22 protein-coding genes are annotated in these 18,141 nt (G+C 48.8%); 8 read left to right on the forward strand and 14 right to left on the reverse strand.

Annotation, left to right across the window (positions count from 1 at the left end; translation table 11 throughout):
• Nucleotides 1–191: 191 nt before the first annotated feature.
• Both GWG06_RS04725 and GWG06_RS04730 read right to left on the reverse strand, forming a co-directional pair.
• Nucleotides 192–2,585, reverse strand: a complete 2,394-nt coding sequence (locus GWG06_RS04725) for an ABC transporter permease (RefSeq protein ID WP_160711640.1) — start codon at nt 2,583–2,585, stop codon at nt 192–194.
• A gap of 132 nt (nt 2,586–2,717) precedes the next feature.
• Nucleotides 2,718–3,143, reverse strand: a complete 426-nt coding sequence (locus GWG06_RS04730; RefSeq protein ID WP_127040837.1) for an SRPBCC family protein — start codon at nt 3,141–3,143, stop codon at nt 2,718–2,720.
• A gap of 383 nt (nt 3,144–3,526) precedes the next feature.
• Here GWG06_RS04730 and GWG06_RS04735 point away from each other — a divergent pair, with 383 nt between their 5' ends.
• Both GWG06_RS04735 and GWG06_RS04740 read left to right on the forward strand, forming a co-directional pair.
• The gene (locus GWG06_RS04735; RefSeq protein WP_127043900.1) at nt 3,527–4,141 is read left to right on the forward strand and encodes a hypothetical protein; all 615 of its coding nucleotides are present in this window, start codon (nt 3,527–3,529) and stop codon (nt 4,139–4,141) included.
• A gap of 5 nt (nt 4,142–4,146) precedes the next feature.
• Nucleotides 4,147–4,917 (forward strand): leucine-rich repeat domain-containing protein, encoded by a 771-nt coding sequence (locus tag GWG06_RS04740; RefSeq protein WP_160711642.1) that lies wholly within the window; start codon nt 4,147–4,149, stop codon nt 4,915–4,917.
• On the opposite strand, the gene GWG06_RS04745 is transcribed toward GWG06_RS04740, so the two are convergent.
• Together GWG06_RS04745 and GWG06_RS04750 are read right to left on the reverse strand one after the other, a co-directional pair.
• Nucleotides 4,907–5,284: a hypothetical protein gene (locus GWG06_RS04745; protein ID WP_160711644.1), complete on the reverse strand. Its 378-nt coding sequence runs from the start codon at nt 5,282–5,284 to the stop codon at nt 4,907–4,909. The genes GWG06_RS04740 and GWG06_RS04745 overlap by 11 nt on opposite strands.
• The gene (locus GWG06_RS04750) at nt 5,284–5,490 is read right to left on the reverse strand and encodes a hypothetical protein (protein ID WP_127043897.1); all 207 of its coding nucleotides are present in this window, start codon (nt 5,488–5,490) and stop codon (nt 5,284–5,286) included. The genes GWG06_RS04745 and GWG06_RS04750 overlap by 1 nt, the downstream gene beginning before the upstream one ends.
• 94 nt (nt 5,491–5,584) lie before the next feature.
• Here GWG06_RS04750 and GWG06_RS04755 point away from each other — a divergent pair, with 94 nt between their 5' ends.
• Nucleotides 5,585–6,193 carry a TetR/AcrR family transcriptional regulator gene (locus tag GWG06_RS04755; RefSeq protein ID WP_160711646.1) on the forward strand — a complete coding sequence of 203 codons (609 nt, stop codon included), beginning with the start codon at nt 5,585–5,587 and terminating at the stop codon, nt 6,191–6,193.
• 117 nt (nt 6,194–6,310) lie between these two features.
• Here the strand turns inward: GWG06_RS04755 and GWG06_RS04760 are convergent, their stop codons facing one another.
• From GWG06_RS04760 to GWG06_RS04775, 4 genes are all read right to left on the reverse strand, one after another.
• Nucleotides 6,311–6,700, reverse strand: coding sequence for a hypothetical protein (locus GWG06_RS04760; protein ID WP_160711648.1), 390 nt, complete (start codon nt 6,698–6,700; stop codon nt 6,311–6,313).
• Nucleotides 6,701–6,906: 206 nt separating this feature from the next.
• Nucleotides 6,907–7,374 carry a hypothetical protein gene (locus GWG06_RS04765; RefSeq protein WP_160711650.1) on the reverse strand — a complete coding sequence of 156 codons (468 nt, stop codon included), beginning with the start codon at nt 7,372–7,374 and terminating at the stop codon, nt 6,907–6,909.
• 41 nt (nt 7,375–7,415) lie between these two features.
• Nucleotides 7,416–8,051: a DUF2306 domain-containing protein gene (locus GWG06_RS04770; RefSeq protein WP_127043893.1), complete on the reverse strand. Its 636-nt coding sequence runs from the start codon at nt 8,049–8,051 to the stop codon at nt 7,416–7,418.
• Nucleotides 8,052–8,115: 64 nt separating this feature from the next.
• On the reverse strand, nt 8,116–8,493 hold the full coding sequence (locus GWG06_RS04775) for a winged helix-turn-helix transcriptional regulator (RefSeq protein ID WP_160711652.1): 378 nt from the start codon (nt 8,491–8,493) through the stop codon (nt 8,116–8,118).
• Between the two features lie 187 nt (nt 8,494–8,680).
• Here GWG06_RS04775 and GWG06_RS04780 point away from each other — a divergent pair, with 187 nt between their 5' ends.
• Together GWG06_RS04780 and GWG06_RS04785 are read left to right on the forward strand one after the other, a co-directional pair.
• Nucleotides 8,681–9,067 (forward strand): nuclease A inhibitor family protein, encoded by a 387-nt coding sequence (locus tag GWG06_RS04780; protein WP_158631651.1) that lies wholly within the window; start codon nt 8,681–8,683, stop codon nt 9,065–9,067.
• Nucleotides 9,068–9,108: 41 nt separating this feature from the next.
• Entirely contained in the window at nt 9,109–10,458 is a 1,350-nt protein-coding gene (locus GWG06_RS04785; RefSeq protein WP_160711654.1) for a DNA/RNA non-specific endonuclease, read from the forward strand.
• A gap of 73 nt (nt 10,459–10,531) precedes the next feature.
• Here GWG06_RS04785 and GWG06_RS04790 read toward each other — a convergent pair whose 3' ends face one another.
• Genes GWG06_RS04790 through GWG06_RS04800 form a run of 3 tightly spaced genes read right to left on the reverse strand, consistent with a single transcriptional unit; the run spans nt 10,532 to nt 13,068 of the window.
• Nucleotides 10,532–11,719: a dicarboxylate/amino acid:cation symporter gene (locus GWG06_RS04790; RefSeq protein ID WP_160711656.1), complete on the reverse strand. Its 1,188-nt coding sequence runs from the start codon at nt 11,717–11,719 to the stop codon at nt 10,532–10,534.
• A gap of 1 nt (nt 11,720) precedes the next feature.
• Nucleotides 11,721–12,527 (reverse strand): SDR family oxidoreductase, encoded by an 807-nt coding sequence (locus GWG06_RS04795; protein WP_160711658.1) that lies wholly within the window; start codon nt 12,525–12,527, stop codon nt 11,721–11,723.
• Between the two features lie 7 nt (nt 12,528–12,534).
• A complete protein-coding gene (locus tag GWG06_RS04800; protein ID WP_160711660.1) occupies nt 12,535–13,068 on the reverse strand; it encodes a carboxymuconolactone decarboxylase family protein in 534 nt (177 codons plus the stop codon).
• A gap of 248 nt (nt 13,069–13,316) precedes the next feature.
• On the opposite strand from GWG06_RS04800, the gene GWG06_RS04805 reads away from it, so the two are divergent.
• Entirely contained in the window at nt 13,317–13,472 is a 156-nt protein-coding gene (locus GWG06_RS04805; protein WP_160711662.1) for a hypothetical protein, read from the forward strand.
• Between the two features lie 118 nt (nt 13,473–13,590).
• On the opposite strand, the gene GWG06_RS04810 is transcribed toward GWG06_RS04805, so the two are convergent.
• Nucleotides 13,591–14,493, reverse strand: coding sequence for an archaemetzincin (locus GWG06_RS04810; RefSeq protein WP_160711664.1), 903 nt, complete (start codon nt 14,491–14,493; stop codon nt 13,591–13,593).
• An 82-nt stretch (nt 14,494–14,575) separates the two neighbouring features.
• Here GWG06_RS04810 and GWG06_RS04815 point away from each other — a divergent pair, with 82 nt between their 5' ends.
• Entirely contained in the window at nt 14,576–14,866 is a 291-nt protein-coding gene (locus tag GWG06_RS04815) for a hypothetical protein (protein WP_160711666.1), read from the forward strand.
• Between the two features lie 283 nt (nt 14,867–15,149).
• On the forward strand, nt 15,150–15,911 hold the full coding sequence (locus GWG06_RS04820) for a hypothetical protein (RefSeq protein WP_160711668.1): 762 nt from the start codon (nt 15,150–15,152) through the stop codon (nt 15,909–15,911).
• A gap of 53 nt (nt 15,912–15,964) precedes the next feature.
• On the opposite strand, the gene GWG06_RS04825 is transcribed toward GWG06_RS04820, so the two are convergent.
• A complete protein-coding gene (locus GWG06_RS04825) occupies nt 15,965–17,464 on the reverse strand; it encodes an aminotransferase class V-fold PLP-dependent enzyme (RefSeq protein WP_160711670.1) in 1,500 nt (499 codons plus the stop codon).
• Nucleotides 17,465–17,466: 2 nt separating this feature from the next.
• Nucleotides 17,467–18,129, reverse strand: coding sequence for a DUF4395 domain-containing protein (locus GWG06_RS04830; RefSeq protein WP_160711672.1), 663 nt, complete (start codon nt 18,127–18,129; stop codon nt 17,467–17,469).
• Nucleotides 18,130–18,141: the final 12 nt, after the last annotated feature.

The raw sequence follows: 18,141 nt of genomic DNA on the forward strand, positions 1-18,141 counted from the left end.
TTGAGATTTTATATAAATCAGTAAGCCCCCTGGAATATTTTGGGATTTTCAAATTTTGAGATTTTAAAAAATGCAGCGAAGACTTTCATATCTCCGCTGCATTTTTTTTTAAATCTCAAAATTTGAAAATCCCAAAATATTCCAGGGGGCTTACTGATTTATATAAAATCTCAAATAACCAAATAAAAAAATTATTCCGTTTTGAGTGATTTCACCGGGTCCATCAGCGCAGCCCTGACAGATTGCAGGCAGGCGGTGACGAAGGCAATGCCTGCGGTGAGGAGGCCCGACCAGGCAAACATCCACCACCGGATATGCATATGGTAAGCGAAGTTCTGCAGCCACTGCTGCATGATATACCAGGAGAGCGGCGTAGCAATGATCATCGCCAGCATCGCCAGCTTCACAAAGTCTTTGGAGAGTAACCCTACGATACTGCCTACCGATGCGCCCAGTACTTTGCGGATACCTATTTCCTTGGTGCGCCGGGTGATGTTATAGGCTGTGAGCCCCAGTATACCCAGGCAGGTGATAAAGAGGGTTAAGGCAGAAAATATTTTCACCACTTTCCCGAACTGGTCATCCGCTTTATATTGCTGGTCAAATAGCTGATCCATGAACTGGTATTCGAAGGTATGACCCGGAAAATGCTGCTCCCACAGGCTTTTGATTTGTGCAATGGTTGCAGGCATTTCAGCGGTGCTGACTTTCAGCACATAGTATTTGCCTATCTGCTGATACCAGTGCAGCATGGGCAGGAGGGATTCTTTCATGGACAGCTGGTGATAGTCTTCCGTTACACCAACGATGGTAGAGAATTTGGCGCTATCGGAAAGCGTCAATGAAATGCGTTGTCCCACGGCTGTTTCCGGCGTCCGGAAACCCAGCAGGCGGGAGGCTTCGCGGCTGATGATGACCTCGTCTTTATTGGGAAATCCATCCCGGAAATTATGTCCCGCTACAAGTTTAATACCCGTAATATCCAGCAGGCGGGAATCGATGCCATACATGTAGAAGTTATATCCTTTGCCGTCAGTAGCGCCGTAGCGGCTGATGCCCGTGGTGGTACTGAGCTGGTTCAGCGGCACGCCCGGCAGTGACTGTGAAATGGAGGCCTGCTGTATAGCCGGCAACTGCTGCAATGCCTGCCGGAAGGCAGGTTGTTCTTTTTCCAGTACGGCGTCATCTTCGCCGGATGTTGCTTTTATCACCAGCAGCTCGGCAGGGTTCAGCCCCAGATCCTGGCTTCTTAGAAAGGCCAGCTGCCTGTATACAATGAAGGAGGCCGAAAGTATCACCAGGGCCGCTGTAAACTGTCCTACCACCAGCGTTTTACGGAACAGGGCGCTGCCAATGGAGGCGGTAAAGCTTTTCACCGTAATACTCACCGGTTTAACGGCAGATAATACCATTGCAGGATAAATACCGGAGAGCAGTGAATTCAGTACAAACAGCGCCAGACAGATCAGCCAGAAGACGGGTGAGGTAAAGAAGCTGTTAACCGCCACCCTGTCTGCCAGCACCAGGTAAAAGGGCAGCGCCAGTTTTACCAGCAGCAGCGCTATCGCCATGGCAAAAAGGTTAATCAGCAGGGTTTCCATCATGAACTGCCTGACCAGGCTGCCGCGGGAAGCCCCCAGGGCTTTGCGCATACCTACTTCCTTCGTTCTTTCCGTGGTACGTGCGGTAGTAAGGTTGATATAATTTACCGAGCCTACCAGCAGAATCATAAACGCTGTTATCAGCAGGAAGCGAACGGTTTTAATATTCCCGTTTATTTCAGGTTCAAAGGTTTTATGGGAGAAGAGATGAATATCCTTTACGGGTTCTGTTCTGTAGATATTATCGCGGATAAAGCCTTTGGTAAGGGTGCGCATCTTACTGTCAAATGCGGTGAGGCTGGTATGAGGGCGGAGCTGTACGTAGGTGTAGTTGTTGTTACCGTTCCAGCTGTTAAGCTGGAAACCCAGTTGAGGCAGGGTCGACAGCGAGATGAGCATATTTATCTTCAGGTGGGTATTGGGTGGCAGGTCCTGGATAACGCCGGTAATGGTATAGGATTTATCCATGAACTGAATGACTTCTCCTTTGGCGGGTTTATCGCCGAACATTTTTTGGGCGGTGGAAGCTGTCAGCACTGCCTGGAAAGGTTCGTTGAGCGCATTTGCCGGTGAGCCTTCTTTAAAATCGTAGTTGAAGATGGTGAAGATAGAAGGGTCGGATGCATACATGCGGCTGGTAACAAAAACCTTTTGCCGGTATTTTATTTCGGCGGCATCATCGATCTGCTGGATGCGTACGTAGTCCACCACGTCGGGAATGTCTTTTTTGAGCAGTGGTCCGAGAGGTGGATGTGTTTCGCAATCGGTGACTACATATTCCGCGCCTTTGTATCGGTCCAGCGTAATACGGTAGATATTATCTGCATTGCGGTAAAAATTTTCGTAGCTGTATTCGAACCGTACATAGTTGATGATAAGCAGGAACGCGGCGGTGGCAATGGCCAGGCCCATCACATTGATGATGGTATAGAACCTGTTCTTTTTCAGTGCCCTCCAGGCGGTTTTAGTGTTGGTTGAAAGCATATCATTCCCGTTTGGAGGACCCCTGTGCAAAAAAACTGCCATGTCTGCCGCACCTGATGGGGCGCGGCAGACATGGCATTATACCATTGTATTCCTGTTCGTATGCGGACACAATTTGTCCGGAAGCGGACATCAGAGGGATTCTGCGTATTGCTTGAAGTTGTCAAGGATAGCCTGCCATCCGCCGCGTTGCATTTCCAGGGGGTTGGTACCTTCCGGATCAAATGTTTCGGTGATTTCGGTAGTATCGCCTTTGCTTTCGAAGGTGATGTGTACGCGTCTGCCATCAACGATGTTATAGGCCAGTACATTCGGCGCCTGTACTTCTGTGTAGGTGCCCTGGAAGTCGAAGCTCACGCTGCCGTCTTTTGCCGCCATGGTGGTTACAAATTTTCCACCGGGGCGCAGGTCGCTCTCCGCGTGTGGGGCATGCCAGTCAGGAGATGCCTGGCACCATTGTGTGATATGTTCAGGTAATGTCCAGTACTGCCAAACTTTTTCTACAGGTGCATTAACGATAGCTGCTACGGTGATGGTTGTCTGATTTGCGGTTGTCATGATTATACGTTTTAAATAGTTTGTGTTTGTGTTTATGTTATTCCGATGTTGATAATGCAAACTTACGTCAGCATTCCGGAATGTAACGGGTGTAATAACGGCAATGTGTGGGTGAATTACGACGAATGACGGGTTATTTTATTATTTTTTTATTTGAGATTTTGACACTAATTCTGGTCTGCTTTTGTACTTACAGGCGCAGACGGAGACCAGTATTAGTGTCAAAATCTCAAATAACTAAATAAAAAAATAACTCGTCATTCATAAGTAAAACTACCGGGAAACCGGTATTGCCGGTCTGAGTATTTATGCGTTTATTTGACACCGGAAACCTGTACGAGGCATGTTGTTGTTATCCTCTTACTTATCCAAAATATCATTGTATGCGTAAGAAATTGTTACTGGCAGTATTCCTTGGCGGCAGTCTGATAGCCGCTGCAGGAGATGCTTTTGCCCAGAAAAAACCGGAATACATTTATCCGAAGGCCACCTTTGATGAAGCTGCGACTGACAAACAGATGGACCCCGGTACGTCTGTTGTCCGCGGATCGGCGGTGGTGACAAAGAAAGGAAAGCTGAGTATGGCCGAAGCCGGAAGCAGTATCCTGTTATTCCCCTCCAATGCTTATTATGATGAGTTTTTTGCACTGAGAAAGAAGTATCCGGAAGGGGGTAAAAAAGAGGCTTCTATGGAGAATGCCGCTTTCAGCTATCGAATTCAGGGGAAATTCCTGGATAATATCGGCACATTTGAATTCAAAAATCTGAAGCCCGGTAAGTATTATATCATGACCTGGATTCCGTATGAGAAAAAGAAGCGGGTGAGGCTGGAAACGGGCAAGCAATGGTCTATTAATTTCTATACCGGCGTTATCGGCTCCGAACCGGTATACGGCAATTTTATATACCGGTATAAGGAAGATATGGTGGTGGGCGGTTTTGTAGAAGTGCAAAAGGACGGAGAAGTGGTAGAAGCTATTATCAGTAATTTAGATTAACAATTATGAAGAAGATATTATATACCACCTGCGCAGCGTTTATGCTGGTCATCGTATTCCGGATGGATGCCGGTGCGCAGAATGTTAAGTTCGAGGACGATAATTTTAAACAGGCCGTGCTGGCACAGGGGGTGGATACCAACGGAGACGGAGAAGTGCAGCTGTCTGAGGCGAAAGTGGTAACCAAGTTGTATGTTGATAAGGCCTCCATCACTTCGCTGGCAGGTATCAAGAGCTTTGTTAACCTGGAAGAGTTCGGGTGTTATGATAACGACCTGAAAGTGCTGGATATGGCGGGTATGAAAACCGTGCGTGCGATCTATGCCTTCAACAATAAGCTGATCAACGCGAATCTGCGTGGCATGACCAACCTGGAAAATATATACCTGTCCTATAATAAGCTGACTAACGTTGATCTTTCCACCTGTAAGAACCTGGTGGAGGTGAAGATGGATCATAATGCGCTGCGTAAGCTGGAGTTGAACAATTATCCGCGGCTGGAAGTGATTGAGGTGCAGAATAATGTAATCACTGAGTTCAGCTGTGTCAATAACCTGGCGCTGAAAAGACTGCAAATTACCTACAACTACCTGTCTAAGGTGGATTTAACCAGCTGCAAGAACCTGGAATGGGTATGGATTTATAATAACGAGTTTCTGCAAGAGCTGAAGATAAAAGGATTGAGAAAGCTGAGGGAATTGGATTGTTCTCCTCCGCACCGCCTGACAAACCTGAACATGTCCGGAACGGTAAGTCTGGCTAAATTTACCTGGTAACACCGGCCGGCTGTTTACCGCTGCGTGCATGTACAAAGAAGTAGAACAGGCTGCCTGCGAAGTAGGCAGCTACATCCCATACGTCGCCGGTATACCGGGAAGAGAAGCGGGGGATTACCCACTCGAACACCACTGAAATATAGGCTGCCATAAATATTAAATAGCGCAAAGGATAACTGTAATGGTTATCCTTTACTATGTATATACGGGTGATGGTCACGGCGAGGTGGGCAATGGCGGGTATGGCGGTGAAGTCGGTCAGGTGGCCGTTCAGCAGCGGTACCGGATAATGCAGGCGCCGGCACACATGAATGATCACCCATAACAGGCAATACCCCGTAAAAAAAGGATCAAATAGCTTTCTCATTACAATACAAACATAATGGCGCTGACCAGTGCCAGCGATACCAGTCCGAACATGATGGCAAACAGGTAGAACCCGCTGTTTTTCAGCATCCGCACCGGCAGGCTGTCGGTCGGCTGTATGGGGAAAATGCTTTCTCTTAACCGTTTCAGTATCGGTTCCTTGTCTTCTTCTTCCGCTTTGGCAGGATCATATGGTTCATGATTCATAATATCCTAATTTAGAACAAATGTACTAAATAAATTAGAACATTTGTACTAAATTAATTTTTATTCTTCCGGTTGATTACCCTAATTTTGAGCCATGAGTACCAAACTACAGATTCTCAAAACTGCGCTGGAACTGTATAACAGCCAGGGCGTCCATACTGTGACCAGCAGGCACATTGCGGCAAAAATGGGTATCAGCGCAGGCAACCTGCACTATCATTTCAAACATACCGACGAAATCATTACCACCCTCTACGATCAGCTGGCAGCCTCTTTCGACGGGCTCGTTTCCGATATGGAAAAAAGAGATACTTTCGAGCTGGACGCTCTGGGGAAATTCACCATCCGTTCACTGGAACTGGCCTATAAATACCGCTTTATATTTTTACACTTTGTAGAGATATGCCTCCGTATACCCTCCATCAGAAAAGACTACTATAAACTTACCCAACGCCGGGAAAAGGAATTCCTGTTTATCTTTGAACAGCTGCAAAGGAACGGTATCCTCCGTACTGACCTGCCACAAAGCGTTTTACAGGCCCTCATTACACAGATATTTATTGCAGGAGACTTTTGGTTGTCCAACAACGAACTCACCCTCCGCCTGAGAGGCAGCAAAGCCATCCGGCACTACAGTAAAATTTTTGCCATGATGTTCTATCCGTATCTGACGGAAGCAGCACAGGAGCAAATGAGTATTTAATTACGAATTACGAATTGCGAATTGCGAATGAATAGCGAAGACCTAAGCGGATAAATAAATTCTTTATCCGCTTAGGTCTTCGCTATTCATTCGTAATTCGCAATTCGTAATTCGTAATTAGAATGAAATCTTCACCATCACAGATTTAGCCCCTATCACATATCCCATTCCGCTTTCTGTACTGATGAGTTCTACGCTGAAACCGCCGGTGCTGCCGAAGTCGCTGCCGTCGAGGGAGATGGTGCCTGAGCCGTTGGCATTGATGGTGTTGACAAGAACGCCGTCTTTGTATATGACCCAGCGGGCATCTGCCGGAAAGGGATCAGGGAGTATTTTGATGCTGAAGACATAACCCACGCCTCCGAGTTTCACAGAAGAAGGGCCTGTCAGGTTAATGCGGGACACGGACCGTGTGCCGAAAGAGGTGGATGCATGACTGTTGGCTTGTAATGGAAGGGTACTGCATGCCATAACGATGGCCGCCAGGAACAGGGATACTTTTTTCATAAATGTGGAGTTTAGATACTTAATGATGATTTACGGATTTCCTGATTTTGAAATTTAATGAATGTGGCGAAAGTCCGTATAGATCTTTGCTGCATTCGTTAAATTCCAAAATCAGGAAATCAGGAAATCAGGAAATCCGTAAATATCTAATATAGCTAAAGTATGATATCTGCCCGTATTTTTTACAGAGCAGATAAGTTGGAGAATTAATGGAGAAAGAAAGCGTATACAAAGAGGGCGGCTATCAGCAGAACGATAATGATGCTGATGAGGGTGGCCGTGCGTGGTTTGCCGGACCGGCGGGAGAATTGCTGTTCCCGGACGATACGGTCTATCTGTGTGTTATGGGACATGGTGTGGGCGCCGGCCTTGATCCCTTTAGCCAGGGCATCTACATAGGACAGGCTTTCTGCAAGTGACTGGCCGCTGATATCTTTATAATATTTTACAGCTTCTATTTTTTTGCCGGCAGCGAGATAGCTGAGAATGATGCTGTCAGGATCATCATGTTTGTTCGGGGGGCGCGATGCAGCAGCCTCCAGGTTGTCTACATATTCCTTGGCTTCCTGCAGGTCGCAACCACCTTCATCGTACACGAGTTTGATGGCCATCAGTTTCTGGCGCTGTTGCAGCAGCTGCTGTACTTGTTGTTTGGTTTTTTCGGACAGGTTCATAGCCAAAATTAAGCAGAACAGCGCGGAAAAAAAAGGCGTGATCAGGCACGCCTTTTTACAGAGAGAACGACTTCATAGAGGTAAAGCGGAATGGACCATCCCAGCCAGAAGAAGGTGGGGGAGATATCTGCAAAGTTACCCAGGCTTTGTACCATCGGGGTTTTGAGCAGAAGGCCGGAAACCACAAAGGCGAGTGTTATCAGGTAGCTTCTGACCATCCATTCCTTGTGCAGTTTGAATTTACCTTTTACTGCAGCCCACCAGGCAATGAAAGTAGCGGTGATCCATATGGTTGCCCATACCTGCAGGGAAAAGGCGTAGGCCCAGTTAACGGCGTAGGCGCTGGTAGATGCCAGTACTACGGCGCAGATGCTGCTGCTCAGGATGGCCAGCAGGTACAGGTAGCCGATAATACGGTGCAGCTTCCAGCCCATGTTGCGGATACGGTCCCAGAATTGCAGCGGCCCCAGTATCAGGGCGCCTCCGCCGGCGGTAATATGATGGATCAGGAAAAACCGGACATTGTAATATTTTCCCAGCACTTCCTTGGTCATCTTCAGGTAATGATCAGCACCATGCATGAATGTCCAGGTGATAAATACAATGCCTATCCATAATAATATCTTCAGATAGTCGGGTAATTCCAGCTTTTTGCCGGCAAGTAGCGTCTTAAACATATACATACTAATTATCAGGACACAAAAGTCCGTATGTATATGCCCGAAGTCAATAACCGTAAAATTATTCGGTCACCGAAAAATTATTCGGTATGGGCTGGGCCACGTTTTTCACCTTGCCCGCATAGGTAATGCCCCATCTGTCCATGGCATTGATGACAGGCAATATGCTCAGCCCCATTTCTGTCAGGGTATAATCTGCCCGCAACGGGAATCCCGGATGTATTGTTTTGGTCACCAGACCGTACTGTTCCAGTTCACTCAGCTGCATGTCCACTACGCGCGGCGTGGCGGTAGTCAGCTGACGGTGAATTTCACTGGGGCGTTTGTATCCCCGGTGGATAAGATCCATAATACAGGGCTTCCACTTGGCGCCCAGCACTTTCATAAAAACGGTGATGCCACAATCCAGATCCTGAGGTGTTTTCCTTTCGTATTGCATAGCTACAGATTTTTCAGCCTGTAAATATAATAATAAAAATGTTGCGGCGCCGTATCCTGGCTATGGCTACCCCTGCTGCGAACGGAGCGCATCCGTTTTTTGTATTATTAATCTATTGTTACCAATCATCTGCCCGTAAAAAGTTACCGGATAGAATTTCTATCTTCAGTATATGCAAAAAGATAGTTTGTTAGCACAGCTAACTGAAAAAACAAAAGGTGTTTTGTATTTCAGTGAATCCGAATATCCGCTTACAGTTGAAGACTGGGGCGTAGTACCCGCAGGCGAACTGACAGCACGCATCGCCGCCCTGAACAGTGTATCCGCAGATCTGCTGAAAGATGTTCCCGAAGAAACGTTTTTCCGTAATATTATCACCGCCGCAGACCCCGGCGATCGTGTCATTGTGGAAAACGCACAACGTTTCCAGGCGCTGCAGCAATGGCTGAAAAGTAACCTGGCCGATGTTCGTATAACCCGTGTGGAAACAGGTACCAGCATTCCCGTTTATATCACCGGCCATCTGGAAGACGGCACCTGCATAGCCCTTACTACCACAGCGATAGAATCTTAGATAATCAGACCGATATTCCCGTAACCCTTAAATCCTGCAACATGAAACCTTTCATCAGGCATCTCCTTGTTATATGCCTGGGTGGACTGCTATTCGCTTCCTGTAAAAAAGAAGCGCCCATCAATCCTGCAGCACCCAATCCTGTCGCGCGTCCGCAAACAGAGCTGACCACACTGCTCTCGGAAAATTTTGAATCAGGCACTAAAGCCGCCTACGCTGCCGGTACAGTTACCTTATCCAGCGGTAGCTGGACACTGGACGAAGCGCTGATCGGTACGCTGGCAGCAGATCTGAAGAACGGCGCCAAATCAGTGCGTATCCGCAACACCGGTAGTATTACCACCAACTTCAGCCTGAATGCCACCGGCACCATCACCGTAACCGTGCAGCACGGCACCTATGGCAGCGACAGTAACAGCAGCTGGCAGCTGTGGACATCGGCAGACAATGGCGCTACCTGGCAGCAGCAAGGTAATACCATTACTACTTCCGGTTCGCTCCAGAGCGCTGTTTTCACCTTCCCCGCCAGCGCCACCCTGCGCATCTCCATCAGAAAAACTTCCGGCGGTTCTTCCAGAATCAACATCGATGATGTAAGCATCACCGCCGATGGCGGCACCACCAACCCCGGTAACCCCGGCGATAACGACAACATGCTGCTGGGTAATCCCAGCAATGCCGCTGCCAATGTTTCCGCAGAAAATAATTACCTGATGGTGAAAACGTATTTCACATTATCGTACAGCCGTAGCCGTGGTACGCCCAACTGGGTGAGCTGGCATATTCAATCCAGCGACCTGGGCAGCATTTCCCGTACCAACGATTTCCGCGCAGATAATACCCTGCCCTCCGGATGGTATCAGGTACAGAACAGCAGCTACAGCGGATCAGGATTTGACCGCGGCCATAACTGTCCTTCTGCTGACAGAACCTCCACCACAGAAGCGAATTCCGCCACTTTTCTCATGACCAATATGATTCCGCAGGCGCCGAATAACAACCAGCGGACCTGGGCCAACCTGGAAAACTATACCCGCAGCCTTGTTAACAGCGGCAATGAAGTATATGTCATCGCCGGCTCTTACGGGCAGGGTGGTAGCGGCTCCCAGGGCGGTGTAACCAATACCATCAACAACGGTAATGTTACCGTACCTTCCAACGTCTGGAAAGTAATAGTGGTTATCCCTGCCGGCAGCAATGACCTCAGCAGGATCAGCGGCAATACCCGCGTGATAGCAGTCAACACACCGAATACCAACGATATTGATTCCGACTGGACCCAATACAGGACTACTGTTAGAAGTATAGAATCAGCGACGGGTTACAACCTGCTTTCCGCCTTACGGCCGTCATTGCAGGATAGCCTGGAGACAAGAATTGATAATCAGTAAGGACGTTCACCACAGCTGAAAGCCCCGGATATCATCCGGGGCTTTTTTTTGAATGGGGTAGCAGTGAAAGATGTCAGGGGGAACGGGTGAGCCGGGCAATCAGCAGCGCCGCGGCGGTATCGCCGGTAGCATTGAGCAAGGTGGCTGCAGGGTCCAGCAGCGTACCGATGATGATGATAACAGGCAGTACCTCTGCCGGCAGGTGATAGGCAGAAACGATCAGCAGCTGCCCAATGTATCCGCCGTTGGGGATGCCGCCTTCAATAACGCTGACCAGCAATGCAATGAAGACTGCAAGCAGCACATCGTGCCAGCCATTGATGGTCTGATGTACCATTGCCAGCGCCACCACTACCTTGATAACAGCGGCAATGGCAGATCCTTCCTTATGCAGCGCTGCTCCCAGCGGTATAACTACATCGCCTGTACGTTGCGGAACGCGCATCCTTTCCGCAGCTTCCAGGTTAGCGGGTATGGTGGCAATGCTGCTGCAGGTGGCCAGCGCTGTTACCGATGGCGTGATATTATACCGCCAGTAGCTTTTTACGGCAGGGATACCTCCTGCCAGGAATGCATAGGCGCTGAAGCCAAGGAAATAGTATGCCAGAGAAATCCAGTGGGCATTTACTAACAGTTGCGCATATACGCCGATTACCTGCATGCCGGTAGCTGTAATCTGGAAGGCAAAATATGCTCCCAGCCCGACCGGTCCCAGCAGCATGATGTAATAGATCACATTTTTCATGACGGCATTGCCTGCCAGCAGGAAGGCCCGGAATGCCTCTCCTGCAGCGCCTGACCGCCTGGCCGCAGCGCCGGTAAGGCCTGCGAATATCATAAGCGCCAGCATACTTTTGCGTGAGAGCAGCGCATAAAAATCGCTGACTGTCAGCAGCTGTACCAGCTGATCGCCGGCATCCGGAGCAGCGGAGGCAGGCAGTATAGCCGTGGCCGTTACTGTCAGGTTTACGGGGAAGAGGTAACAGGCCAGCAGCGTGAAAACGGTTGCCAGCAGCACAGAGCCAGTAAATACAAGACTCATGATACCGATCAGCTTTCCGGTTTCCCTGGAGATACTGAGGTGAGCGATGACCGAAGCGATGGCAAAAAATACCAGCGGCACAACGGCCGTAAACAACAGGTTAAGGAAGATATCACCCAGCGGTTTTACATACGGCACATAGGCCGGAAAGAACAGCCCCAGCAGGCTTCCTGCTGCAATGCCGCAGAGCAGGTACAATATACCGGCGTAGTTTTTCATATCAACGGGTTAAGAGGCCGGCATCCAGTACAAAAGAAGAACCTGTAACATAGCGTGCCTTATCGGAAACGAGGAACACCACGGCGTTGGCTACATCGGATGTTTCCACCCAGGGCACGTCAATGAGGTTGCCGGCAGAGCGTTCCGCAATTTCCTGCGGCGTAGCGCCTTCCAGCGCCGCCAGGCCGTCGTTCATCGGGGTGTTGACACCGGTAGGGTGAATGGAGATAGCGCGGATATTATAGGGCGCCAGTTCAATAGCCCAGGATTTGGTGAGCCCGGTGAGTCCCCACTTGGAAGCGGCATAATGACTGAGGCGGTTCATACCCCGTAATCCGGCGATGGAAGAGTTATTGATGATAACGCCAGACTGTTGTGCTATCATCAGCGGAATAATGCGGCGGCCTACCATCCATGCGCCCTTGAGGTTAATATCAATCATGGCGTCCCATTCTTCTTCCGGCATTTCATGGGTGATGCCATATGCGCAGATGCCGGCATTGTTGAAGAGGATGTCGATACGTCCCCAGGCGCTGTGCACCTCGTTCACAGCGCGGCTGATGGCGGCATCGTCGCGTACGTCGCCGGTGAAGGTGAGGCATTTCACACCCAGCGCTTCACAGGAATGCTGCAGTTGCTGCAGTTCATCTTCATTGCCCAGCGTATAGCCGGGATAGGTCAGCGCACGGGCAATGTCGAAGGCGGCAATGTGTACACCTTCTGCCGCCAGGGCAAGCGCGGTGGCTTTTCCTTGCCCGTGGGCAGCGCCGGTGATGAAAGCAGTTTTACCGGTAAGGTCGTTGGCCATAAGGTATTTATTTTTTAAACGGAAGATAGGGTTGGAGGTATTCGTCTATATCTGTTTCGGTAGCGTTGGCAAATACATTGGTAGCAATCATCTGCCCGGCGAAGGCAATGAGTTCCACCATCTGCGGAACGGTATACCGGCTGCGTATCCTGCTGAACAGGGTATGGTCTGTTTTTCCCTGATGCAGGGCCATGGTGCTGCCGAATTCCATCAGCAGTTCTTCTTCTTCCGTAAAGCGGATGTTCTCCGGTTGTTCGCCGTTGTCAATAATTATTTTGCGGAAAAAAGTAGTACAGAGCGGGCAGCCGCTGCCCCTGGAAATACTGTAGGCATACAGGTAGGCGAGCCGCTCGCCCAGGATCGCTGTGATAGCTTCATACAGGCGGTACCATTCCATATATATTTCAAAGGCCGGCAACGAGTGGGCAAGCGTGGCCTTCATATTGGTAATACGCGCATTGTATTGCGTTCTGTGTTTGTCAAAGGCAGCCTGTACGGCAGCAGGAGCCTGGGTTTCGGGCAGGGGGCTAATCAGGGCCATGGGATTTTTTCAAATGGTGATCAGCTAATATACGGGAAAATTAATAATCTACAAATTTAGTAGACTTTTAATATCTGCGGCAGACGGCGATTATATCTTCCGCAATTATATCATAGTTAAGTATGGTATTACTGCAGGCATATGGCAGTGGTAAATGTTATTTTAGATACATGTTCGGGGCCGCAGCCTTACTTCTCTTACTAACCGCGATAATGATAATATTGTTCTGATAACCTAAAACTCCACATATGAAAAAAGTAACATCAAAAAAGATGCATTTGTCCCTGATTAAAGTGGCTACACTCAGTCAGCCCGGACAGAAAGTTAAAGTAACCGGTACTTCCACTCCATGTACACTGCTGGATCACACGTATTGCGGGTGCCCTCCGACAGCGATCTGTTAGTCATTTAGTTATTTTTTTATTTTATTATTTGAGATTTAAAATGCAGCGGAGATTTTCGCGTTAGTATCCGCTGCATTTTAAATCTCAAATAATAAAATAAAAAAATAATTAAATGCCTTTATTGGGTGTCGGCCTGTAGCAACATGCGTTCTGCTTCCAGGTTGTGTTGACGGCAGAAGTGAATAAGTTGTTCCAATCGTTTTTTGCTGTCGAACTGAAAGTTCCAGCATAGTTTCTTCTGGCATGTTGTGCACAGGCGGATGGGGGTACGGTCAGTTTCTGCGAGGCTGTTGGTGCCGTTCATCACGCATCTCGCAGAAATACAGTGGTGAAGCGTAAACATATGCCCGATTTCGTGCGTGGTAATTTTCATTAATCTGCTCAGGCATAGCTGATAGCTGGAGGTATCCAGCTGTTTGTTTTGCAGTCTGTAGATAGAAGATATTCCTACCCTGTTCACATAGGATGCGAGTCCGAATACATAGTTCCAGTTATTTTTGGGATAGAGGTCTTTGGCGCTGATAGCCAGCAGTGCGATGCCATCGTCAGGCAACTTTCCCCGCAGCAGGCTGTCGAGCAGATAAGGAGCCAGCAGTTGTATGTTGCCGTCTGTCTGCTGCCGCATGGCAGATGCGGGCACACCTGTATCAGGCAGTGATGGCAGTAATATGGTGCTGAGCTGAAAGAAGCTGGTGTTGTATGCTGTTACCGCCTGTAGTATCTCCAGCTGCAGCGGAGTGAATTCGCCTACCGGCAGCAGGTATATGACTGCCTGTGCCGCGGTAGGTTTTACCGGATGAGCCGCTTTATATGCTTCAAATGTCTGCCCTTTTTCCTGATGTGTAAACAGCCATTCTCCTTCCTGCGGGGGACCCAGTGGTACATCCTGCTTCACGGCCGCTTTAAAATATGCTGACTGCGAACGGATGAACGTATCTTTTTCCCGGTTGTTGCAGGCGGAGAAAATACCGGGAATCAGGATAAGCAGCAGAAAACCTGTAATTATAGTTGGCAGTGGCATAGTGGAAGGCATAGGCAAAAATCAGTCTTGTTTTAAAAGTAAGTATTTACGGGAGATAACAGATATTTATAAAAAAAATTCTATGCCCGATGATATTGTAACCTCCCGGCTGGTATTGCGACTGATGAGTAAGGCCGTAGTGACTTCCTGTATAGCAGGTGATTTTGCGGAAGCAGAACGGCTGCTGGGCGCAACAATACCGGACGATCTGCTGGAAAGTAGCAGCAGCCTGCGTTTTAACCTGCGGCAGATGGAAAAGGATCCCCTATATCTCCCCTGGTCTGCAAGAGCTGTTATATTGCCGGAAGAACAGAAAATGATTGGCCTCATACGTTTTCATAGTTCTCCTGATCCGGAGGAGTTGCATGCTTGAGAATTTACGGATTTTGGAATTTTGGGATTTTGAGATTTGAAAATGCAGCGAAGATATTTGCGTAAACCTTCGCTGCATTTTCAAATCTCAAAATCCCAAAATTCCAAAATCCGTAAATCTCCAATCAAATCTCAAATAATTAAATAACCAAATCTTAAATACAGTTAAGGATCTGTTAATACTATATACCGGGGGGAAGGGGTGTGGGGATTTCTTCGTTGTAAAGGTAGGAGCGCCGGATGGAGCTTGTATCTACCTATATGCGATTTAATCTGTACTGTGTATGTTGAGCATGTTTTCTATTGTAAACCTGAAATCGCTGTTGCTGACAGGGATGTTGCTGCTGGCGGTTTCTTTCGGATGTAACAGGAAGATTTTATGGGATGCCTATCGTGAGGATGCAGAGGATAGGATTCCATTTATTGATATTATTAAGGGCGGCCGCTGGCAACGGTTTTCGGGGGTGGCAGTGAAGCCGGAAGGGGTGCAGATTAACGCACCGGAAGAAGATGAGCAGGAGGAACTGCCTTATAATCTTCGGGGGCCATACCTGAAAGTACAGGGCGATTTCCTGCTGGTGGCCACCATCACACCACAATCGGAGAAGAGCGCATTGGTCTATTTTTTTGGTAAGCTGCCTGATATGTGCGACGGATGGCAGCAGACAGGGAAGGCTGTAGCGATAGGTATCCGGCAGCAGCTACTGCAACTGATTGTGCACGACGGAACTACCGCTACGGCTAAAGCCTCCGCGGACATCGGGCACGTAGAAAAAGCGCAGCTGGCAGTAAAAAAAACAGGGAATAAAATTGAATGGTATGTGAATAATATTTTTGCAGGATCACTGGAAGATACCAGCAATATTTTCGGAGACGGAAAAGTGTATTTCGGCGCGGAAGCAGAAGCCGGCAGCAGCTTTATCATCAACGCACTCCGCGTGAAACCCGTGAATGAACGCGGCAGGGTGGAAGTAGCAGATAACAGCACTGCCTGGCAGACCGTAGCCACAACTGTTAAACCCCGCTATAAATCACATGATGAATAAACCGGTGAAACCCTCCGGAATGGTGGACTTCACCGGTTGGAACTGCTGCGGATTTATCCTGCTGTCCACCGTGCCGCATCGAACCAGTCTCCTATCCTGTGGAGTTCCCGGTTGATTTCTCCCGTAAAATAGTATTCATTGGAACGGGAATCGTAAGCGTAATCTTTTGCCCACATTGCTATGTTTGCTACGGTCATGTCAATGGCATCCAGTATAAAATTAATTTCAGCAGATGTCATGGTAGGATGTACGGATAACCTTATCCATCCCGGCTTGCAGGCGAGGTCACCGGCAAGAATGCTGTTCAGTATCGCATAAGACGCCGGCTGTTCAACTTGCAGTAGCAGATGACCATAGGTGCCCGCACAGGAACAGCCTCCTCTTGCCTGGATACCAAACCTGTCGTTGAGTAACCTGACTACCAGGTTGTAATGCACTCCCTCCACAATGAAGGAAATGACGCCCAACCGCTTTGTCACAGCAGCTTCCAGTATATGTACCCGTTTGATGGCCGACAATCCCGGAAAAATAAGCGCCAGCAATTCTTCTTCCCGCTTCTGCATCCGGGCAATACCCATCTCTTCTTTCAGCCGGATGCACATGGCTGCCTTGATGCCCTGGATAAATGGCGGCGTACCACCGTCTTCCCGCTGTGCAATATCTTCCGTGTAAACATGCATGCCCCAGGGGTTGGTGTACACGACTGTTCCGCCGCCCGGTTGATCCGGCACCTTGTTATGATAAAGCTGTTTGTTGAAGATCAGCACGCCGGGTGTTCCCGGGCCGCCGAGGAATTTATGTCCTGAAAAATAAATGGCATCCAGCCGGGCCTCTTCTTCTGCCGGGTGCATATTAATAGTGGTATATGGCGCTGCACAGGCAAAGTCAACGAAACATACGCCGTTACAGGCATGCATGAGTGTTGCAATTTCATGATAAGGGGTGCAGATGCCGGTAACGTTGGAGCAGGCGGTAACGGCAGCTATCTTGTATTCCCGGTGTTTGTACTGTTCCAGTAAAAACTGCAGGTGCGCCAGGTCGGTATTCCCGTTTTCATCGCTACCTATTATTTCTACGGTGGCATTGGTTTCCAGCCAGCTGATATGATTGCTGTGGTGTTCCATGTGCGTTACAAAAACAACCGGCTGCCGTTTTTTGTCAATGCTGCCGATGTTCTGTCTGCGTAGTCCCAGCAGGCGTTGCAGCTTGTTGACAGCAGCGGTCATACCGCTGCCGCAGAAAAGTAATATGTCGTCGTCCTGCGCGTGCACATGTTTTTTGATAATGGCTTTAGCTTCGTCGTAGGCGGCAGACATCAGGCTGCCGGTAACGGTGGTGGCGGTATGGGTATTGCCGGTGAACGGCAGTATTTCCTGCTGCAGATAATCTTCTATCGGCTGATAAGCCCTGCCGCTCGCTGTCCAGTCGGCATAAATGATACGCCTGATACCAAAGGGCGATTCAAAATGCTGCTGCTGACCAATAATGTGCTGCCTGTAGAAGGAGAAGTAATTTTCCAGTCCGCTCTCCGTACGTATGGCTGATGGTAACATGACTATCTGGGTTTTACGGTAACGGAAGGTCTGAACAGATCATGCGGGCTTTGGCTGTAGTGCTGATGCAATACGCGGGAAGCAAGGAACATCAGCGCAGCAAATGCCAGCAGTATGACTAACTGCGCAACGGATACCCGCTGTATGGCCTGCCTGGATGCGGTATCGCATACCTCTCCGGGGCAGTGCTGTACCTTTTTGCGGTTGAATAAAGGGTAAGCCAGGCAACCCAGGCAGATACCAAAGGCGGCTTCAAAGAAGAGGAACAGCAGACATACCAGGCATATCAGGCCGGTAATAATGCTGTAGGCATTCACAATGATAAAGAAATAGAACATGGTGGCGGATAAGATAATACCGATGCTCCAGGCAAAGCGTTTCTGCGGAGCGCCTACGTATTCCGGCTGCTGGTTGCGGACTATCAGCCTGCCGGCTATCAGTGCAGGCGAAAAGCGTGGGTTGATGCATACACGTATCAGCAGATCGAGCAGGAAGAAGGTGAGCACATATTTTACAGGGATAAAATTGCCGTTGAACAGGATAAAGAGCAGGGAGGTATAGGTGGCCAGAAACAGGATGCCGGCGGCGGCCCTGATTTCTCTTTCATTGAGGACCGGGATCTCATATCCTGCTACGGTTTCTCCGAATTGTATCAGCTTGTTCATGATTTGATGAAT

This window comes from Chitinophaga solisilvae (assembly GCF_009928525.1).
Classification (GTDB): Bacteria; Bacteroidota; Bacteroidia; order Chitinophagales; family Chitinophagaceae; genus Chitinophaga; species Chitinophaga solisilvae.

Coding starts and splice junctions, on each gene's coding strand:
- GWG06_RS04810 (WP_160711664.1), bottom strand. CDS start 14,493: ATGCCACTGCCAACTATAATTACAGGTTTTCTGCTGCTTATCCTGATT.
- GWG06_RS04830 (WP_160711672.1), bottom strand. CDS start 18,129: ATGAACAAGCTGATACAATTCGGAGAAACCGTAGCAGGATATGAGATC.
- GWG06_RS04755 (WP_160711646.1), top strand. CDS start 5,585: ATGAGTACCAAACTACAGATTCTCAAAACTGCGCTGGAACTGTATAAC.
- GWG06_RS04740 (WP_160711642.1), top strand. CDS start 4,147: ATGAAGAAGATATTATATACCACCTGCGCAGCGTTTATGCTGGTCATC.
- GWG06_RS04785 (WP_160711654.1), top strand. CDS start 9,109: ATGAAACCTTTCATCAGGCATCTCCTTGTTATATGCCTGGGTGGACTG.
- GWG06_RS04750 (WP_127043897.1), bottom strand. CDS start 5,490: ATGAATCATGAACCATATGATCCTGCCAAAGCGGAAGAAGAAGACAAG.
- GWG06_RS04820 (WP_160711668.1), top strand. CDS start 15,150: ATGTTGAGCATGTTTTCTATTGTAAACCTGAAATCGCTGTTGCTGACA.
- GWG06_RS04745 (WP_160711644.1), bottom strand. CDS start 5,284: ATGAGAAAGCTATTTGATCCTTTTTTTACGGGGTATTGCCTGTTATGG.
- GWG06_RS04775 (WP_160711652.1), bottom strand. CDS start 8,493: ATGCAATACGAAAGGAAAACACCTCAGGATCTGGATTGTGGCATCACC.
- GWG06_RS04760 (WP_160711648.1), bottom strand. CDS start 6,700: ATGAAAAAAGTATCCCTGTTCCTGGCGGCCATCGTTATGGCATGCAGT.
- GWG06_RS04805 (WP_160711662.1), top strand. CDS start 13,317: ATGAAAAAAGTAACATCAAAAAAGATGCATTTGTCCCTGATTAAAGTG.
- GWG06_RS04735 (WP_127043900.1), top strand. CDS start 3,527: ATGCGTAAGAAATTGTTACTGGCAGTATTCCTTGGCGGCAGTCTGATA.
- GWG06_RS04790 (WP_160711656.1), bottom strand. CDS start 11,719: ATGAAAAACTACGCCGGTATATTGTACCTGCTCTGCGGCATTGCAGCA.
- GWG06_RS04770 (WP_127043893.1), bottom strand. CDS start 8,051: ATGTTTAAGACGCTACTTGCCGGCAAAAAGCTGGAATTACCCGACTAT.
- GWG06_RS04815 (WP_160711666.1), top strand. CDS start 14,576: ATGCCCGATGATATTGTAACCTCCCGGCTGGTATTGCGACTGATGAGT.
- GWG06_RS04730 (WP_127040837.1), bottom strand. CDS start 3,143: ATGACAACCGCAAATCAGACAACCATCACCGTAGCAGCTATCGTTAAT.
- GWG06_RS04765 (WP_160711650.1), bottom strand. CDS start 7,374: ATGAACCTGTCCGAAAAAACCAAACAACAAGTACAGCAGCTGCTGCAA.
- GWG06_RS04725 (WP_160711640.1), bottom strand. CDS start 2,585: ATGCTTTCAACCAACACTAAAACCGCCTGGAGGGCACTGAAAAAGAAC.
- GWG06_RS04825 (WP_160711670.1), bottom strand. CDS start 17,464: ATGTTACCATCAGCCATACGTACGGAGAGCGGACTGGAAAATTACTTC.
- GWG06_RS04795 (WP_160711658.1), bottom strand. CDS start 12,527: ATGGCCAACGACCTTACCGGTAAAACTGCTTTCATCACCGGCGCTGCC.
- GWG06_RS04800 (WP_160711660.1), bottom strand. CDS start 13,068: ATGGCCCTGATTAGCCCCCTGCCCGAAACCCAGGCTCCTGCTGCCGTA.